The organism is Vibrio pacinii DSM 19139, assembly GCF_000711795.1.
GTDB classification, from domain to species: domain Bacteria; phylum Pseudomonadota; class Gammaproteobacteria; order Enterobacterales; family Vibrionaceae; genus Vibrio; species Vibrio pacinii.
Genome location: NZ_JONH01000002.1, coordinates 420,134 through 436,537 on the forward strand (window position 1 = coordinate 420,134; position 16,404 = coordinate 436,537).

The 16,404-nt window shown below is 46.1% G+C and carries 18 protein-coding genes; 14 read left to right on the forward strand and 4 right to left on the reverse strand.

The window, feature by feature from the left end:
• The first annotated feature begins 74 nt into the window (after positions 1-74).
• From BS19_RS04115 to BS19_RS04140, 6 genes are all read left to right on the forward strand, one after another.
• Positions 75-1,073, forward strand: a complete 999-nt coding sequence (locus tag BS19_RS04115) for a succinylglutamate desuccinylase/aspartoacylase family protein (protein WP_038173589.1) — start codon at positions 75-77, stop codon at positions 1,071-1,073.
• Between the two features lie 124 nt (positions 1,074-1,197).
• Positions 1,198-2,151 carry a DUF4382 domain-containing protein gene (locus BS19_RS04120; RefSeq protein WP_038173514.1) on the forward strand — a complete coding sequence of 318 codons (954 nt, stop codon included), beginning with the start codon at positions 1,198-1,200 and terminating at the stop codon, positions 2,149-2,151.
• A 209-nt stretch (positions 2,152-2,360) separates the two neighbouring features.
• Positions 2,361-3,131: an EAL domain-containing protein gene (locus BS19_RS04125; protein WP_038173590.1), complete on the forward strand. Its 771-nt coding sequence runs from the start codon at positions 2,361-2,363 to the stop codon at positions 3,129-3,131.
• Positions 3,132-3,302: 171 nt separating this feature from the next.
• Positions 3,303-4,238, forward strand: coding sequence for a CorA family divalent cation transporter (locus BS19_RS04130; protein ID WP_038173515.1), 936 nt, complete (start codon positions 3,303-3,305; stop codon positions 4,236-4,238).
• Positions 4,238-4,780: a mechanosensitive ion channel family protein gene (locus BS19_RS04135; RefSeq protein ID WP_038173516.1), complete on the forward strand. Its 543-nt coding sequence runs from the start codon at positions 4,238-4,240 to the stop codon at positions 4,778-4,780. Before BS19_RS04130 ends, BS19_RS04135 begins: the two co-directional genes overlap by 1 nt.
• 38 nt (positions 4,781-4,818) lie before the next feature.
• Positions 4,819-5,214: a DUF2391 family protein gene (locus tag BS19_RS04140; protein ID WP_038173517.1), complete on the forward strand. Its 396-nt coding sequence runs from the start codon at positions 4,819-4,821 to the stop codon at positions 5,212-5,214.
• A 14-nt stretch (positions 5,215-5,228) separates the two neighbouring features.
• Here the strand turns inward: BS19_RS04140 and BS19_RS04145 are convergent, their stop codons facing one another.
• Positions 5,229-6,170, reverse strand: coding sequence for a helix-turn-helix domain-containing protein (locus BS19_RS04145; protein WP_038173518.1), 942 nt, complete (start codon positions 6,168-6,170; stop codon positions 5,229-5,231).
• Positions 6,171-6,297: 127 nt separating this feature from the next.
• Here BS19_RS04145 and BS19_RS04150 point away from each other — a divergent pair, with 127 nt between their 5' ends.
• From BS19_RS04150 to BS19_RS04180, 7 genes are all read left to right on the forward strand, one after another.
• On the forward strand, positions 6,298-6,690 hold the full coding sequence (locus tag BS19_RS04150) for a rhodanese-like domain-containing protein (protein WP_038173519.1): 393 nt from the start codon (positions 6,298-6,300) through the stop codon (positions 6,688-6,690).
• Positions 6,691-6,806: 116 nt separating this feature from the next.
• Complete coding sequence (locus tag BS19_RS20365; RefSeq protein ID WP_169739002.1) at positions 6,807-6,983, forward strand: hypothetical protein; 177 nt, start codon at positions 6,807-6,809, stop codon at positions 6,981-6,983.
• Positions 6,984-6,992: 9 nt separating this feature from the next.
• The gene (locus BS19_RS04160; protein WP_038173521.1) at positions 6,993-8,204 is read left to right on the forward strand and encodes an MFS transporter; all 1,212 of its coding nucleotides are present in this window, start codon (positions 6,993-6,995) and stop codon (positions 8,202-8,204) included.
• A gap of 93 nt (positions 8,205-8,297) precedes the next feature.
• Complete coding sequence (locus tag BS19_RS04165; protein WP_051686488.1) at positions 8,298-9,581, forward strand: DASH family cryptochrome; 1,284 nt, start codon at positions 8,298-8,300, stop codon at positions 9,579-9,581.
• Entirely contained in the window at positions 9,581-11,125 is a 1,545-nt protein-coding gene (locus BS19_RS04170) for a cryptochrome/photolyase family protein (RefSeq protein WP_038173523.1), read from the forward strand. The genes BS19_RS04165 and BS19_RS04170 overlap by 1 nt, the downstream gene beginning before the upstream one ends.
• Before the next feature lie 92 nt (positions 11,126-11,217).
• Positions 11,218-11,946 carry a sulfite exporter TauE/SafE family protein gene (locus tag BS19_RS04175; RefSeq protein ID WP_038173525.1) on the forward strand — a complete coding sequence of 243 codons (729 nt, stop codon included), beginning with the start codon at positions 11,218-11,220 and terminating at the stop codon, positions 11,944-11,946.
• Positions 11,947-12,005: 59 nt separating this feature from the next.
• Positions 12,006-12,437 (forward strand): YccF domain-containing protein, encoded by a 432-nt coding sequence (locus BS19_RS04180; RefSeq protein WP_038173526.1) that lies wholly within the window; start codon positions 12,006-12,008, stop codon positions 12,435-12,437.
• A gap of 50 nt (positions 12,438-12,487) precedes the next feature.
• Here BS19_RS04180 and BS19_RS04185 read toward each other — a convergent pair whose 3' ends face one another.
• Both BS19_RS04185 and hisC read right to left on the reverse strand, forming a co-directional pair.
• A complete protein-coding gene (locus tag BS19_RS04185) occupies positions 12,488-13,261 on the reverse strand; it encodes an ABC transporter substrate-binding protein (RefSeq protein ID WP_038173527.1) in 774 nt (257 codons plus the stop codon).
• Positions 13,245-14,363: a histidinol-phosphate transaminase gene (hisC, locus tag BS19_RS04190; RefSeq protein ID WP_038173528.1), complete on the reverse strand. Its 1,119-nt coding sequence runs from the start codon at positions 14,361-14,363 to the stop codon at positions 13,245-13,247. The genes BS19_RS04185 and hisC overlap by 17 nt, the downstream gene beginning before the upstream one ends.
• A gap of 152 nt (positions 14,364-14,515) precedes the next feature.
• On the opposite strand from hisC, the gene BS19_RS04195 reads away from it, so the two are divergent.
• On the forward strand, positions 14,516-15,430 hold the full coding sequence (locus BS19_RS04195; RefSeq protein WP_038173529.1) for a LysR substrate-binding domain-containing protein: 915 nt from the start codon (positions 14,516-14,518) through the stop codon (positions 15,428-15,430).
• Here the strand turns inward: BS19_RS04195 and BS19_RS04200 are convergent.
• The gene (locus tag BS19_RS04200; RefSeq protein ID WP_038173530.1) at positions 15,427-16,293 is read right to left on the reverse strand and encodes a hypothetical protein; all 867 of its coding nucleotides are present in this window, start codon (positions 16,291-16,293) and stop codon (positions 15,427-15,429) included. The two genes, BS19_RS04195 and BS19_RS04200, sit on opposite strands and share 4 nt — an antisense overlap.
• Between the last annotated feature and the right edge of the window lie 111 nt (positions 16,294-16,404).

Below are 16,404 nucleotides of genomic sequence, written 5' to 3' on the forward strand. Positions count from 1 at the left end.
TTCCATATTAGAGTAGCAAGCAGAGTAACCTAAGGCGGGTGATGGATACCCGCCTTTTTGCTGTGAGGATGAAAATGACCAAGCCGTTAAATCAATCAATTGTTCCCATGTACCCGACCTTGCAAGCGCTGGACGTCAACGCGCTGGAGCCAGGTGAGCATAAGTTTTGGTTTGCCGTTGCGACCGATGCGATAGGCCATCCACAAGCCTTGCCTGTTCGAGTGTTTAAAGGCGTAACACCTGGTAAGCGGATTGTAATTACGGCGGGTGTCCATGGTGATGAGCAAAACGGTATTCTCACCGCGCAGCAAGTTGCGCGTGAGCTCGAAGGACAAACCATAAGTGGTTGTATCACTATCGTGCCAGCGGTTAACTTATCGGGTATCGCGCGCCATAGTCGCGACTTTCACTCTGCAGCGCCTGATAGCTCTTCGTCTAACCTAAATCGTTTGTTTCCTGGTAACCCCAATGGTGATGATGCCAGTCGCTACGCGCATAGCTTATGGGAGAACTTACTCAAGCCTAATGCCGATTTGGCGATTGATCTTCACTCACAGACCAGTGGCAGTGCGTACCCGCTTTACGCGTTTGCTGATTATCGACTTGCAGATGCCTTGCGTATGGCGAGGCTAATTAACCCAGATGTCATTCTTAACGATCCTGGCGATCCGGGCATTTTGGAAACCGTCTACAACCGAGCAGAGATTCCATCGATCACGATTGAAGTCGGAGTAGGGCGCTACACTGACCTGACCATGGTCGAGCGTGCCACACAAGGGGTACTCAATGTATTGCGCGCGTATGAATTGCTTGAAGGTCAGGTCACTGAGAATAACAATGCTTGCATTGAAGGAAGCCAGATTACCAGCGTTCGGGCCCAGCAAGGGGGCTTTGTTCTGTGTCATGTTGCGTTGCTAGAGCGAGTTGAGCAGGGGCAGAAACTTGCAACGCAATACAATAGTTTTGGTGATGAAATCTATAGCTACTTTGCGCCATCCAATGGCACGGTTATCAGTCACAACGTCGAATCGGTGCGCGCTCCAGGCTCTTTAGTGGTTAGATTGATCGCGTAATGTCAGCTGACGGTCAGTTCTGTTGCTATGGTGTTACTCTTGCTTATTGACAACTTTGTTATGACATGGTTCTGACGAGGTACGCCTAAAATCGTTGTTTTTGAACATTGAATAAATAGTCGCAATGAAAACAAAAATAATGATTTTAAGTGCCTTAGCAGTGGCATTAACGGGTTGTAATGGCTCTGAGTCTGATCAACCTGCCATGACAAAAGTCTCTTTTAGCGTCTCTGACGCGCCGGTTGATAGCGCAAGTAATGTTGTTGTTGCATTCGATGCACTTGAATTGGTGCACGAAAATGGCACGCGCTACTATCTTGATGTCGTTGATAGTGAGCAAAATGAAGGCTATCAACAAGTTGATTTACTCGCCTTTCAAGGTTCTGACGCTAAGATGATTCTTTCTGACCAAGAAATTGCGGTTGGCAAGTATAAAGAGCTGATCATGCATACTCGTTCAGGCTTACCTCTGAGTTGGGTTAGTGATGTCAATAGTGGAGACTTTGAGCTGAAAGTGCCAAGCAACAAGTTGAAACTAGGAGGCTTTGAGACCAGTGAGCAAGCAGTGCAAGCTTTCACTATTGAGTTTGACTTAAGACGTGCGCTGGTTGAACGCAGTATTGGTTCAAATAAGGGCTATAACCTTAAGCCGCATGGGGTGACTATTGTTGATAACAGTGCCGCGGCTTCGCTAAAAGGTCAGGTTGACGTCGCACTATTTAGTGCTGGTGATTCTTGTGATGCTAATAGCGGAAACTTTGTCTACCTGTACCGCGGTCATGGTCACTCGAACGATAGTTTGATTGATAATGTTGATGTGGAATACAACGAGGTTCAGTTACCTGAGAACTACGTCGAGCCTTATGCGTCAACCGATGTCGATGACAATGGTCAATATGCGTTTAGCTATCTGCCTGCTGGCGACTATACAGCGGCATTCACCTGTAACGCGGTGGCTGATGACCCTGAGCAGTACAATCCTGAAATCATCATCGCCAATCCAGCCGATCAAGCCATCGAAGTGACTCTGCCAGCCACTCAAGAAGTGACTCTCGACTTTAAAGAGACGGTTTTGTAAGCTTTTTTATCTTAAAGTTAACTGTTTTAAGGCTGCATCTTGCAGCCTTTTTTACCGGTGAACTTAATAGGTCAATGAAGTAAAGTGCTGATAGTAAGACAAAACTATTTTTTGTTGTCGCTAACGCTATGGCTATCGAACCGTTACATCTCGCGCTTTTTTGGTCTATCCTGCTAAGAGTTGAGTTGGTTTAAGGTCAAAAAAGAATGATGCCTCAAGATGTCCAAGCGGAATTTCCCGCTAAATGCGAACAATGTGAATGTCACAAATCAAAAATGAGCGATTTTACCATGGCTTTTCAGCCGATTTGGGATTTAAAGCATGAGAAGTTATTTGGCTACGAGGCATTGGTTAGAGGGGTGAACAACGAGTCTGCTTATGATGTCCTTTCGCAAGTTAATGATGAGAATAAGTATTACTTTGATCAGCAATGTCGCGCTAAAGCGATCAAACTGGCTGCAGAGTTAGGCTTAGACTCAATTTTAAGTATTAACTTTTTGCCTAACGCCGTCTACGAACCCAAACGTTGCCTCGCGACGACTTTAAGGTTAGCTAAAAAGTACGATTTTCCTACTCAACGAATTATGTTTGAGTTTACTGAAGTCGAGAGAATGCGTGATACCGAGCATCTTAAAAACATTATTCAGTGTTACCGTGATTTAGGCTTTCTAACCGCAGTAGATGATTTTGGTGCGGGCTATTCCGGTCTGAGCTTATTGGCCGACTTTCAGCCCAACATTGCCAAACTAGACATGGCATTGATCCGTAATATCGATTCATCCAATAGCCGACAAGTGATCGTTAAAAACTGTGTTTCGATGTTCAAACAATTGGGTATTACCGTGTTAGCGGAAGGGATCGAAACAGTTGAAGAACTGGCGTTTTTAAAATCCCTTGATGTGGATTTAATTCAAGGCTATTTGGTGGCAAGACCTGGCTTTGAAACACTACCTCAACCCGATCTCGATAAACTGCTCTAGTCCAGATCCATTCAACCTTACTCATTTGATCGGTCGTCTCTCGTCACCAACGAGAGCTTAACGATACTCGCTCGATGAAGTTATTTGTTTTGCTTGGAAATTTATTGCACCGAGTCGATTTTTCATTCATATATAAGCTGACTCAACTATTCGCCATGCCAAGGACGCGTTATGAATGACTTTATTATTTCTCGATGGGATTTTTCATCGGGTACTGCACAACTTGAAGCCAATCAAGCACAGCGTATCACTGCAAAAAACTGGTACCACTGTCAGCGTGATCAACCGGGATTGCGCGAATGGCTCATGGAAAATCAAATCCCTGAGGGTATCGTTGATTCATTGTTGGCGGATGATACTCGCCCGCGCTTTGAAAGTTATGACGATGATAACTTTTTAATTATCTTGCGTGGTATTAACCTCAATCAGGGGTCAGAGCCTGACGATATGCTGAGTCTGCGTATACTCTGGTACAAGGGCGCACTGATTTCGACTCGTAAAGTGCCGTCGCGCGCGGTTTCAACGCTTATTAATCGATTGGAACAGGGCAAGGGGCCCAACAGCCTTGATGCGGTGTTAATGTCGATGATCAATGGTATTAACCGCCTTATTGCTGATTTTCTGACCCCGATAGAAGACAAGATCAACGAACTTGAAGGCGAGGAGCAGGCCAGCCTTAATACGCTCAATCAGCTCCACTTTCGTTTGCTTAAATTACGCCGTTACCTCAAGCCGCAGCGTTATGTGTTTGAAGATTTGATCAGTGCCGATCTCGTGATGTTAACCAATCAGAAAACCCAAGTGAAAAATGGTTTGGACCTGATTTTGCGTATAAATGAATCCATCGAGTTCTATATGGATCAGATCAATCACCAATTGGCGAACTTGGCTCAAAAGCAAAGTGAAATCATGAATCGAAATACCTACCTTTTTTCGATTATTGCTGGCATCTTCCTTCCCGCCAGTTTCTTTACTGGATTGCTTGGGGTTAATATCGGTGGGATGCCGGGTGTTGATAGCCCGATGGCATTTACCCTATTTTGTATTGCTTTAGTTATCGTCAGTGTAATTGAAGTGGTGATACTGAGAAAGTTGAGGTTTATTTAGTGGATGAGTTTTTCCCGCTGACTTTGGTAAGCAAGCAAGCGTTGTTAGCTTGCTTATTAATTGTCGGCTATCTGGTGCTGCGACGTATAGGGCAGCGTGGGATTACTAGGTTAGCCAGTAATAAGCGCGTATCGCTTGAAAGGACAAAGTTTGTCACTAAGGCCTTCAACTTGATGGCGTTTATTTTATTTGTTTCGTTTTTTACCATTATTCTTGACCTAGGCTTTGGCGATATTTCTCTATTTCTGTCGTCGATATTCGCTGTGCTCGGTGTGGCGCTGTTTGCCCAATGGTCTATTTTAAGTAACCTGACCGCCAGCATATTGATCTTTTTTGTCTTTCCTTATCGTATTGGCGATACGGTTAAGGTGGCCGAAAAGGATGAAGATATCAGTGGCGTGATCATCGATATCACCATGTTCCATGTGATTTTGCGTCATGCCAATGGCAACATCATTACATACCCGAATAGTCTGATTTTGCAAAAAGGCGTGACTAAAGTTGTGCCGAAAAACTTACCAAACTCGGCCGCCGAAGAGTAGCCACTTGGCTGGTTAAACTACTGAGTAAAGAGATCGTCATGAAATTGAGCTTTAATTTTGAAGATGCTGGGCAAATTTTTGTCGGCGCTTTTGCGCTGGCGGTACCGATCTCTTTTTCGGAAGAAGCGTGGCGACTGGGAGAGACGCTGCCAACCAGTAACTTATTAATGTTAATGACCTTGTCACTGACATTTTTGACTTTGTTTACTTATGAGAGTGTCTTTCAACGCGATATTCAACACCGCAAAGGCGTGTTTGTTCTGCGGATTGTCTCGGCTTATGTCATGGCGGCGTTTGTGGTGGCGTTGGTATTAGTGTGTATCGACAAACTTCCCTTGGTTGATGATCCCGTGACATCGTTAAAGCGAGTGATTGTCATCGCCATGCCCGCGTCTATGGGCGCGATAGTGGTTGATAGCTTCGATAAAGAGTAATCCTCTAGTCAAGGTTAATTCATCTCACCAAATTGTTTGCGATATTGCTGCGGCGATACTCCGACCAAACGGCGAAAGTGATGGCGAAGTGTCGTTGCGTTGTCAAAACCTGATATGGCGGCTAATTGCTCGATTGAGTGCGCTTGTTGTTCCAATAATCCTTTCGCCCTTTCTATGCGCTGCTGAATCAACCACTCTTTCGGCGAGAGGTTAAAGCTGGCGCGAAATTTACGATCAAAGGTGCGTCGTGACATATTGGCCTCCCGGGCCAATTCATCGACATTCATGTTTCTATCGAGATGACTATTTGCCCAATCTATCGCTTGAGCAAATTGGTTTGGCACGGCGAGTAATGGTGTATCAACAAATTGTGCTTGCCCCCCAAGGCGGTGCGATGACACAACCAGTCTTTTGGCGACCTGATTGGCAACATGATAACCAAAGTCTTGCCTGATCACGGCCAAACCAAGGTCAAGGGCGGCGGCGCTACCTGCCGAGCAGCCAATATTGCCATCAAACACGTACAACACATCAGGTTGGTAATCAACTTGCGGAAACTGTTGGCAAAAGCGTTGCTGATACATCCAGTGGGTAGTGGCTTTTCTACCGTTTAGTAACCCAAGCGTACCAAGCAAAAAAGAACCTGAACACAAAGTGAGCACTCGCTTACCCGAATCCACAAATTGCCTAACCTGCTGGCTAATTGCGGCTGGGGTCGGGTAGTCCCATGTCGGCCAACCTGGAATCACTAACGTGTCATACGCTTCAAGGCTAGAGATACTCGTTACGTTGAGCGAGATATTCCCTGTCGTGTTGATTGCACCTTGTTCTAGGCTAACGACGTCGGTTTGATACCAGGTGGTAAATTCCGGGCGTGGCAGCGCAAACAGTTCAATCGCGCACGACATTTCAAATAAGGTCAGGTGAGAGTGAGCGAGAATCGCAACGTTATGCATCTTAAGATCCTAAGATAAAGTGATGTTGGCTTAAAATTAACGATAACTGTCTTTTAAGCCAATGTCACCTCGTCTGATTTGCGTGCATGATAATGATTCATTACCACTCAGGGAGAGGAGCATTATTATGACAAGCGCAGTATCACGAATCACAGCAGCCCCCAGCCAGCAGGCGTTGGCGCACTTTGAATCATTATTGAAGTTTGAGACCGACTGCTGGGATGTGCACCACGCGTTAACCAACCACAGCCAAGACTTTATTCTGGTTGATGTCCGAGGCGCTGCGTTGTACGACGCTGGGCACATTCAGGGCGCTATCAATATTCCTCATGCGCGACTTAACCACAAGCAGCTCGAGTCTTACCCGAGTGACACGCTATTTGTTGTTTATTGTGCCGGGCCGCATTGTAACGCGACCGAGAAAGCGGCGATTCGCTTAGCTAAGTTAGGCCGTCCAGTTAAGAAGATGATCGGTGGTGTGACTGGGTGGCAAGATGAAGGATTTGTACTGATCTCGTAAGGGTATCAACAGCACTATGCGTCTTATACATAGCACTATTGTAAAAATGTCATTTGAGTCATCGAGTGCCAGTCTCTACACTTCGCGCTCTTTAAAAACCGCTGAGAGGATCCATCATGTTTTCTCAATCACTTTTCGCTCAGCTAAGCAGAATGACGCTATTGCTGGTTCTGTCATTAATTGTTGTGCATCACTCGCCAAGATTGCTGACGTTGTTAGCACAGCAAGCCATAGACAGTGGTTGTCACCAGACCACCCACAGTGAAGCCAATCATTCTCACCATCATCATTAGGGTAAAGCGATGAGTATTTTTCGATTTCCACCGATCGTTTGGCTCGGTATTGCCATTCTGATTGTCTGTCTTGGTATCAGACAATCATTTGGTATTTTTATGATGCCAATCTCGGACTATTTTCACACAGGACGTGAATTCTTTAGCTTCGCGATTGCGCTGCAAAACCTATTGTTTGGCGTTTTTCAACCCTTTGTTGGTATGGCGGCCGATCGTTTTGGGTCAAAGCGAATTATTATCCTTGGCGCCATCAGTTATGGTTTAGGTCTATATTTGACCTCACTTGCCATGGCGCCGAGTGTTCTTTATCTCACTCTGGGGGTTCTCGTTGGCCTTGGTTTGAGTGCAACCAGTTACGTTATTGTGCTCGGAGCGGTCGCTAAAGTCGTGCCTGCAGAGCATGCTGCTAAAGCATTTGGTCTTACCACGGCGGCGGGCTCGTTTGGTATGTTTGCCATGATCCCGGGCGCGCACACCTTGCTCAGTGAGTTTGGTTGGCAAGCGGCGCTGCAAGTGTTTGCGCTGTTGTGCACGACTATGATTGTGTTTGCGCTGTTTATGCGTACCAGTCAATCGTCTCACAATGCAACCATGCAAAGTCATGCAGAGCAGCAACAAACACTACGACAAGCGCTGACACAAGCGTTTGCCCACAAAGGTTACTGGTTAATTCACTTAGGTTTCTTTGTCTGCGGCTTTCACGTGATGTTTATAGCGACGCATTTGCCAAGCTATTTGGCTGATAAGCAGTTACCCGCCTCGACAGCAGCAATGGCGTTGGCGTACGTGGGCATTTTTAATATCTTTGGCTCGTATTTTTGGGGAGTAATGGGCGATAAATTTAATAAGCGCCATACGATGTCCGCGCTCTATTTGATGCGCACTTTGGTTATAGCAGCGTTTGTGACCCTGCCTGTGACAGAACATACTGCAGCGATATTTGGCGCCGCGATTGGGTTTTGTTGGTTAGGCACGGTGCCGCTAACGTCGGGCTTAGTACGTCAGATCTTCGGTGCGAAATATCTATCGACTTTATACGGCTTGGTGTTTTTTACCCACCAGGTGGGCAGTTTCTTAGGCGCTTGGGCGGGTGGCCGAATCTATGACTACTACGGTTCCTATGAGCCAATTTGGTGGTCAACTGTGGTGTTGGCGTTTGCCGCGGCCTTGATTCATTTACCGATCAATGACCAACCTGTGCGTCAATTAGAAACGGCGTAATTAACCTTGCTCAACTAAACTCTATACGCTTGTCGTTACGTATAAACTCAGCGAGGCAACCTAGGCCTCGCTGATTGTTTTACAGGAGAAAAAATGTTGCAGCAAACGATCGGGCTTTATTGGTTCAGTCATGACCTAAGAGTTGAAGACAACAATTTGCTAGCGCTCGCCGCAAAAGAAGTGGATGCGTTGATTTGCGTCTATTGCCCTGCTGCGATTAGCCCTTTTTTGGCGCAATTTTCACAGCAAACTCAGTTTGGCACTGAGAAACAACGATTTATTGATCAGTCATTACACGATCTTGCTTTCCAGCTATCTCAATTCGACCAACAGCTAATGATCTTAAACGAGGACCCTTTTGATGCTCTGCATGAGCTTGTCAGCTCCGCGAAGGTCACTCATCTCTATTGCAATCGACATAGTGGTTACAATGAGCAGCGTTGCGTACAAGCTTTGCAGCAAACTTTCCCGTTACTCAAAGTCAGGCAAGAAAATGTCAGCAGCCTATTCCACGCAGAGCAACTGCCTTTTGACCTCGACCAATTACCGAATACATTCACGCAGTTTCGCAAGCGCGTTGAGTCGCTTGAGTTACCTGCTTGTGCCAGCGTGAGTTCACTGCCGCAAGCGATTGAGCTTCCTTTTGCAAGCCTAGCTCCAGTTAAATACCCGACCAACGAGCAATGGTTGATTGGCGGGTCAACAGCGGGACTTGAGCATTGCCGAGATTATTTTGCAACTCACAATGCAAGTCAGTACAAACTAACTCGCAACGGTTTGGAGGGCAAAGATTACTCGACCAAATTCTCTGCTTGGCTTGCGCTCGGGTGTGTATCACCAAGGCAGATAATGCGTCAGCTCTTAAGTTATCAAGCTCAGCATGGCGCTAATGACTCGACCTATTGGATCTATTTTGAGCTGCTGTGGCGAGAGTTTTTTTATTGGTACGCGATAAAACAGGGGCAACGACTGTTTGTTCACTCGGGTTTAAAAACAGCGGCAGTAAGCAAGCATTTTAATCAGGCACGCTTTGACGCTTGGGTTCAAGGCCGAACTGGGTATGCCATTGTTGATGCCTGTATGCGCCAGCTTAGCCAAACCGGATATATGTCAAACCGTGGCCGCCAATTGGTCGCCAGCTGCTTTATTCATGAGCTCGGATTAGACTGGCGTTATGGTGCGGCTTACTTTGAAACTCAGTTGATTGATTACGATGTCGCGTCCAATTGGGGCAATTGGCAATATTTGGCGGGAGTCGGTGCCGATACTAATCCAAATCGTCAATTTAATCTCGAAAAACAAACCGCGATGTATGATCCACACGGGGTATTTATTGCCCGCTGGCTTGAGACCAACAATCATGGAGTGACACCATAGTGCAATTTAATACCATTCGACTGATTTTGGGCGATCAGCTTAATAGTAACCATTCATGGTTTGCTCAGGTCGATGATTCAGTGCTTTATCTTATTGCAGAGCTTGATCAAGAGGCGCACTACACTCGCCATCATATCCAGAAAATATGCGCTTTCTTTGCCGCGATGGAGACGTTTTCCTATCAGTTGCAAGAGCAAGGCCATCAGGTGCTGCATTTGACCTTAGATGAAACTAAGCCGTTCGACTCGCTCAGTGACTTGATTGGTCATTATGTCGCGACAACGGGCGCGAGTAAGTTTGAGTATCAAAGACCCGATGAATACCGCCTCTCTATACAGTTAGAGGCGCTCAAGCTAGAACAATGTGCATCACAACGTGTTGAAACGGAGCATTTCTTATTGCCTTACCCAGAGATTTGCGAGCATTTCAATAAAGGCAAACATGTGATGATGGAGCATTTTTATCGCAAGATGCGTAAGCGCTTTGATATTTTAATGGATCAGGGAAAGCCGGTGGGCGGAAAGTGGAATTATGATGCCAACAATCGAAATAAGCTCAAACCAACCGATATTGAGCAACTTCCTGAACCGCTGATGTTTTCTGTGCCTATCGACGCAATACTTGAGCGCATCGAACGCCACAAAATTAGTACCTTAGGCAAAATAGGACCGACGTTATTTTGGCCCGTTAACCGCAATCAAAGTTTGTCACTGTTGGCGCATTTTTGTCAGGTTTGCTTGCCTCTGTTTGGTCGTTTTCAAGATGCGATGACCACGCAGCATTCGGCGAAGTGGAGCTTATACCACAGTCGACTGTCATTCTCGCTCAACAGTAAAATGTTAAGCCCGCTTGAGGTGGTTGAGGCGGCGTTGTCGGCTTATGGAAAAAACCCTGACATTGATATCGCTCAGGTAGAAGGTTTTATCCGACAAATCATCGGTTGGCGTGAATATGTTCGTGGTGTCTATTGGATCAACATGCCAGAGTATGCGCATAAAAATCATCTTAAGGCACAAAACCACCTCCCTGACTACTTCTGGAATGGCAAAACCAAAATGGCCTGTCTGAGTCAAGCGATAGGTCAATCGTTGGATTATGCGTACGCGCATCATATACAGCGCTTAATGGTAACGGGGAATTTCTGTTTAATCAGCGAAATTGAACCGAGTCAGGTCGATGCTTGGTATCTAGGTATCTATATTGATGCGATTGAGTGGGTGGAAATGCCCAACACTCGTGGAATGGCGCTATTTGCCGATGGCGGTGTGGTCGGTACCAAGCCTTATGCGGCCAGTGGTGCGTATATCAATCGTATGAGTGACTACTGCAAGAGCTGTCATTATCAGATTAAGAGTAAAAGTGGTGAACGTTCTTGTCCGATGAACAGCTTGTATTGGCGATTTATGGTCAAACATCGTGATACGTTAGCCTCCAACCCTCGTATCGGTGTGATTTATCGTTCTTGGGATAACATGGACTCTGACGCACAACAAGCGGTGTTAGAGACGGCGCAAGGCTATCTGAATAACTTAAATCACTTATAGATAAATTGGTTATATGGTGGATAATCGCGGTTGATTAGATGTTCAATTGGACTATGATAGGTGTTCATTTTCCTTTGAATTAAAGGGTTTATATGCTCGCCGAGTGGATAACACCAGAGGCAATGATTGCCGCGTTGCTGATTTTTTTGGGCTCTTTTGTTCAAACCGCGATTGGTTTTGGTTTGGCCATTGTTGCCGCGCCGCTGTTGTTTTTGATCTCGCCGGACTATGTGCCTGCGCCTATCTGTTTAGTGGCGTTATTTATTTCAATACTTAACGCGTTGAAGCATCGTGATAGTGTTGAAATCGGTGGCTTGAAGATGGCATTGATTGGCCGAGTGCCAGGCTCGATAGCTGGTGGCGTGCTATTGGTGATGGTATCGACCGATTTACTTGCCCTATGGCTTGGATTTCTCGTGCTGCTTGCCGTGGTAGTGAGTTTATTGCCGTTTCGTATTGAGCCTACACCAACAAGAATGGGCATAGCTGGCTTTTTCTCGGGCTTTTTTGGTACCAGTTCGGCGATTGGAGGCCCACCAATGGCACTGTTGCTGCAACATCAAGAAGCCAACCAGCTGCGAGGTAATCTGTCGGCTTTTTTTGTTTTTAGTTCGATTATCTCGCTTATTATCCAAGTTCCTGCCGGTTTTCTGACCTTGCACCACTTATGGATCTCTGTACCACTCATCCCGGCTGCATGGCTTGGTTATAAGTTAGCGCGAGCAACGACACAAACCTTGCCCAAACAACAAATTCGTATCGGTGCTCTGTTGCTATGTTCAATCAGTGGCGGTACTGCGGTATGGCAAGGAATGAGCTAGGCGTTTGGCAATCGCCCCAATATCAATCGGTTTATAGTTAATTAGCGAGGAAAAACGCAGTGCTAAGAGTATTAGGTAATATTATTTGGTTCCTATGTGGCGGCATTATTATGGGGCTGATGTGGTGGTTTTTCGGGCTGTTGGCCTTTATTAGTATCATTGGTATTCCATGGGGACGTGCGTGTTTTGTGATGGGAAACTTTTCGTTTTTCCCATTCGGTCAAGAAGCGGTCAGTCGCAGCGAATTAACCAATGAATTAGATATAGGGACCAGTCCACTCGGAACGATTGGTAACATTATTTGGTTTTTACTCGCAGGAATTTGGCTTGCGATTGGTCATATTATGTCGGCGGTGGCGTGTTTTATCACCATTATCGGTATTCCTTTCGCGTTGCAGCACCTGAAACTTGCGCTGATTTCATTAGCACCAATTGGTAAAACGGTGGTGCCGAAAGAGCAAGCGGCGATGGCGCGTTACGGTAAACGTTAATCGATGCCACAGAGAAAAGGCCTATCGGGATAACCGATAGGCCTTTTTTGTTAGAGCTCTTCACCATAAATATCGAATGAGAAGTACTTGGCGGCGATTTTGTCGTAGGTTCCATTGGCGCGAATGGTCTTGATTGCCTGATTAAACTTTTCGGCCAGTTCTTGGTCTTTTTGACGCAGAGCCAGCGCGGTTCCCTCGCCAATATAGGCTTTGTCCGTTACCGCTTTGCCCACAAACTCAAAACCTTGGCCGATTGGCTTGTCTAAAAACGCCAGTGCTAGCTGATCGGAGTTACCAAAAGTGGCATCCAAACGTCCGTTTGCCATATCGATGAAGACTTCATCTTGGCCTGAGTAGCGTTTGATGGTGGCCACTGAGCCAAATTTGTCGCTGACATAACGATCGTGAATTGTCCCGCTTTGTACGCCGATCACTTTGTCTTTCAGCCCCGCGACACTGACTTCGATTGCGTTGTCTGCATTGGCGACAAAACGCGCAGGGGTTTGATAATATTTATCCGTAAAGAGAACGCGTTTTTTGCGCTCTTCAGTAATTCGCATCGATGCCATTATCACATCTGATTTACGGGCTAACAGGCTTGGAATTAGCGAGTCCCAACCTTGCGAAACCCAAGTACATTCCAATTTTGCTTGTTGGCACAAAGCATCGGCAATTTCGATATCGAAGCCGACTGGATTACCGCTTGAGTCCATATAGTTGAACGGTGGATAGGTAAAATCAGACGCTAAACGTACTTCTTTGGCCAGTAACGGGGTAGAGAATAGTGCAGCGGCGCAAGCGAAAGCGCTAAGCATTTTGTTCATGTTTAATTTCCTTATTATTTTCAATCGATATTGTCCGTTGATGAGGGTAGTTGCAAATGGTTTCCGCAACGTCTCGCATACTGTTTTTTGAGCCAATCGTGATTCTGACGCAATGTTTGAGGCTAGGCTCATGCGCTTGGTTGCGCGTCACTATGCCCTGCTCTAATAGGAATTCAAATAGGTCGACCTCGCACTGAGTTCGAATCAGAACAAAGTTGGTTGCCGATGGATAGATGGTTTCAATCCAGTCGAGGTGTTGAATCTGTTCGATGAACTGCTGTCTGGTGGCAACGAGTTCGTGGGTATGTTGGGTGACTTTATCTATTCCCTGAGGGCTTAATGCTTGTAATACGATCTCGGCGGAGCTGTCTGGCATTGGGTATGGCGGGATAAGCTTAGCAACAAAATCCATGACAGAGGACTGGGCGATGACAAAACCACATCGTACGGCCGCGAGGCCAAAGGCTTTTGATAAGGTACGAATGACGACGAGGTTGGGGTAATGTGCGACTAAGTCGACCACGCTTTGCTCAAGTTCAAACTCAATATAGGCTTCATCGACAACCACAAGGGCGCTGTTTTGTGTTTGCTCCAAGACAGAAATAATCTTATCTCGATTGAGCAATTGTCCGGTGGGATTGTTCGGCGAGCAAAGAAAAATGAGATTAGCTTGTTGTGCCGCTGCAACCACCTGATCAACATCAAGTTCAAAATCGGGAGCGAGCAGTGGGCAGTCAATCACATCGATAGCCAGCGATTCGGCGCAGAATTCATACATCGCATAAGTAGGGCTGCAAATGGCAATGGAGTCTTTACCTGGCTGACAAAAGGTTCGGACTAGTAAGTCAATAGCCTCATCGGCGCCACGCACTGCCAGCGTTGGTTGTTCACAATGGCAGTATGCTTGATAAGCTTTAGCGATCTCATAAGGTAAAAAATCGGGGTAGCGATGGAGTGGGGTTTGACGAGCTTGATACTGTATTGGCGTTTCAAGTTCATTGGCATTTAACCATAACCTTCCTGAGCCACCGATACGCCGCGCCGATTGGTATGGTATTAACTTTTTTATGTTCTCTGGAGCGAGTTTTTCAGCAAGTGACATCGTGTAAGTTATCCTATAGTGAATATTTAGTCGCACAAAAGTTGTTAAAGTAACTAAATTCCCTTTCTAGATAACAATCTAGTCAATAATTGTTTTCGGTTGAATCGAAATAAAGGCATACTAGCCATGCAAAAAAATCATGGATGATAAAAATGAACAGCCGACTCCCTTCAACAAAAAATTTGCAAGCCTTTCTCGCGACAGCTCAGTATCTCAATTTTACTCATGCCGCTGAGACGCTCAATATGACGCAAGGAGCGATCAGTCGTCAGATACAAGCATTAGAAAGTTTAATCGGCGTCGCCTTATTTTATCGACAGGCTCGTGGATTAGCGTTGACGCCGGAGGGCGCGAAGTTTGTACCGTTTGCTGAGGACATTATTCATCGTTTACAGACGGCCATCAGAGAAGTTGCAGACAGTGCTAACCGGATTAAGCTCAATGCACCAAGCTGTATTACGTCATGGCTGTTGACACGTATCGCCAACTTTCAACAAGCCTACCCTGATGTCAATGTGGAGTTAACGTCGACGACTAAACACCAAGCGGTGCCAAACTTTGACAGCTTCGACCTTATCATTACGTATGGTAAGCCGATACGCAGCAAAGCCGTTGAACAGCTGGTTCTATTTGACGAAGTGCTGGCGCCAGTATGCTCTCCCGAACTATGGCAAAGCATCGCTCTACATAGCGATCATGGTGAGCTTGATGAGTTAGCAACGTTAAAGCGCTGTACTTGGCTGCATGCCAATACAGAACAATCGGATTGGTCGTTGTGGTTAGCATCGTGTGGCTACAAAAACGTGCTCGGTAAGGGTAACCAAACCTTTGCAACCCTAGATCAAGCGATGAATGCTGCTCAACAAGGTTTTGGTCTCGCCATCGGTGATATCACGCTGGCCGCGCAAGACATACAATCAAAGCGATTAGTCCGTCCATTTGCCTTTAGTGTCCGATCTGGTCATAGTTATCATCTGCTAAACCCCAAGCATGAAGAGACGCCAAGAGTGAGCGAGTTGATCCACTGGTTGGTGAAAGAGAGTGATAAGGCACAAGCGTTGGGTTAATAAGCCTTAATACCAAAGGCTTTTAAACGCCCGGGCAGAATGTCATCGAGTTTGTCGATTTCATGAGGAAAAACCTCAATGAGATCAAAATTGTGTTGTGCGTATATCGCACGGACAGTCGCTTGTTCCTGTTGGCTCATTTCACCGTTATCTTTACCCCAATATTGCAAATAGACTTTGCCTGTCGGGAGATAAAAATCACTCAACACATCTGCTTCAATCGGTAGCTGCCTATCGTAAGCATGAATCACTCCGTTCATATACAACCAATTATCTATCTTGAGTTCACCTAGTGAGCGGACGTAGTGTCCATCGAGAGTACGGTGTTTGGCTTCAAACTTCTGCCTAAAGCTTGAAAGGGATTTGTCGGTCGCATGGGCCTGTGCATCTTGACCGGAAAACTCAATGACAGACTGTTTAAGGCGTTTGTTACGGATAATGGAGTCGTGCCAGACCACAAAGTGTTGACCGCTTTCTTTGTCTTGGCGCTGAGAACCGCCAACGGCCAATCCAGATGAAGTGATATGCCAGCCATTGTCTTTTTTGGCGATCCAACCGAGTTCTTGTAGTAACTGGTTAATCTTTTTAGCGTTTAACGTGAATCGCTGGCCGATTTGAGTCGCGCTGAACGTTTTGCCGCTGGTGGCGGTCAGATCGATCAATAAATTTTGTGGCCAGACAATAAACGGACCAAATTTTTTATGCTCTAAGTACTCGCCACCAAACTTGCGGCCAAGTTCGGTTAGCACCCAAGTCTCGTCAGCGCGGTTGATATAACCGGCGGTTTTAAGGTCGTGAAACAGCTGCTTTGCCTCAATATTGCGCAGTTTGGCTAGCGCAGAGGTTGAGATCTTGTCAGACATGCCTTTCTCCTAAGGGATTTTTCAATTGTTGGTGCTAAACCACAAAAATCATGTAGATAGTGCCAATTATTGGCAACGAGAGCCAGTGGTAATGGCTCAGCTTAGGCATGA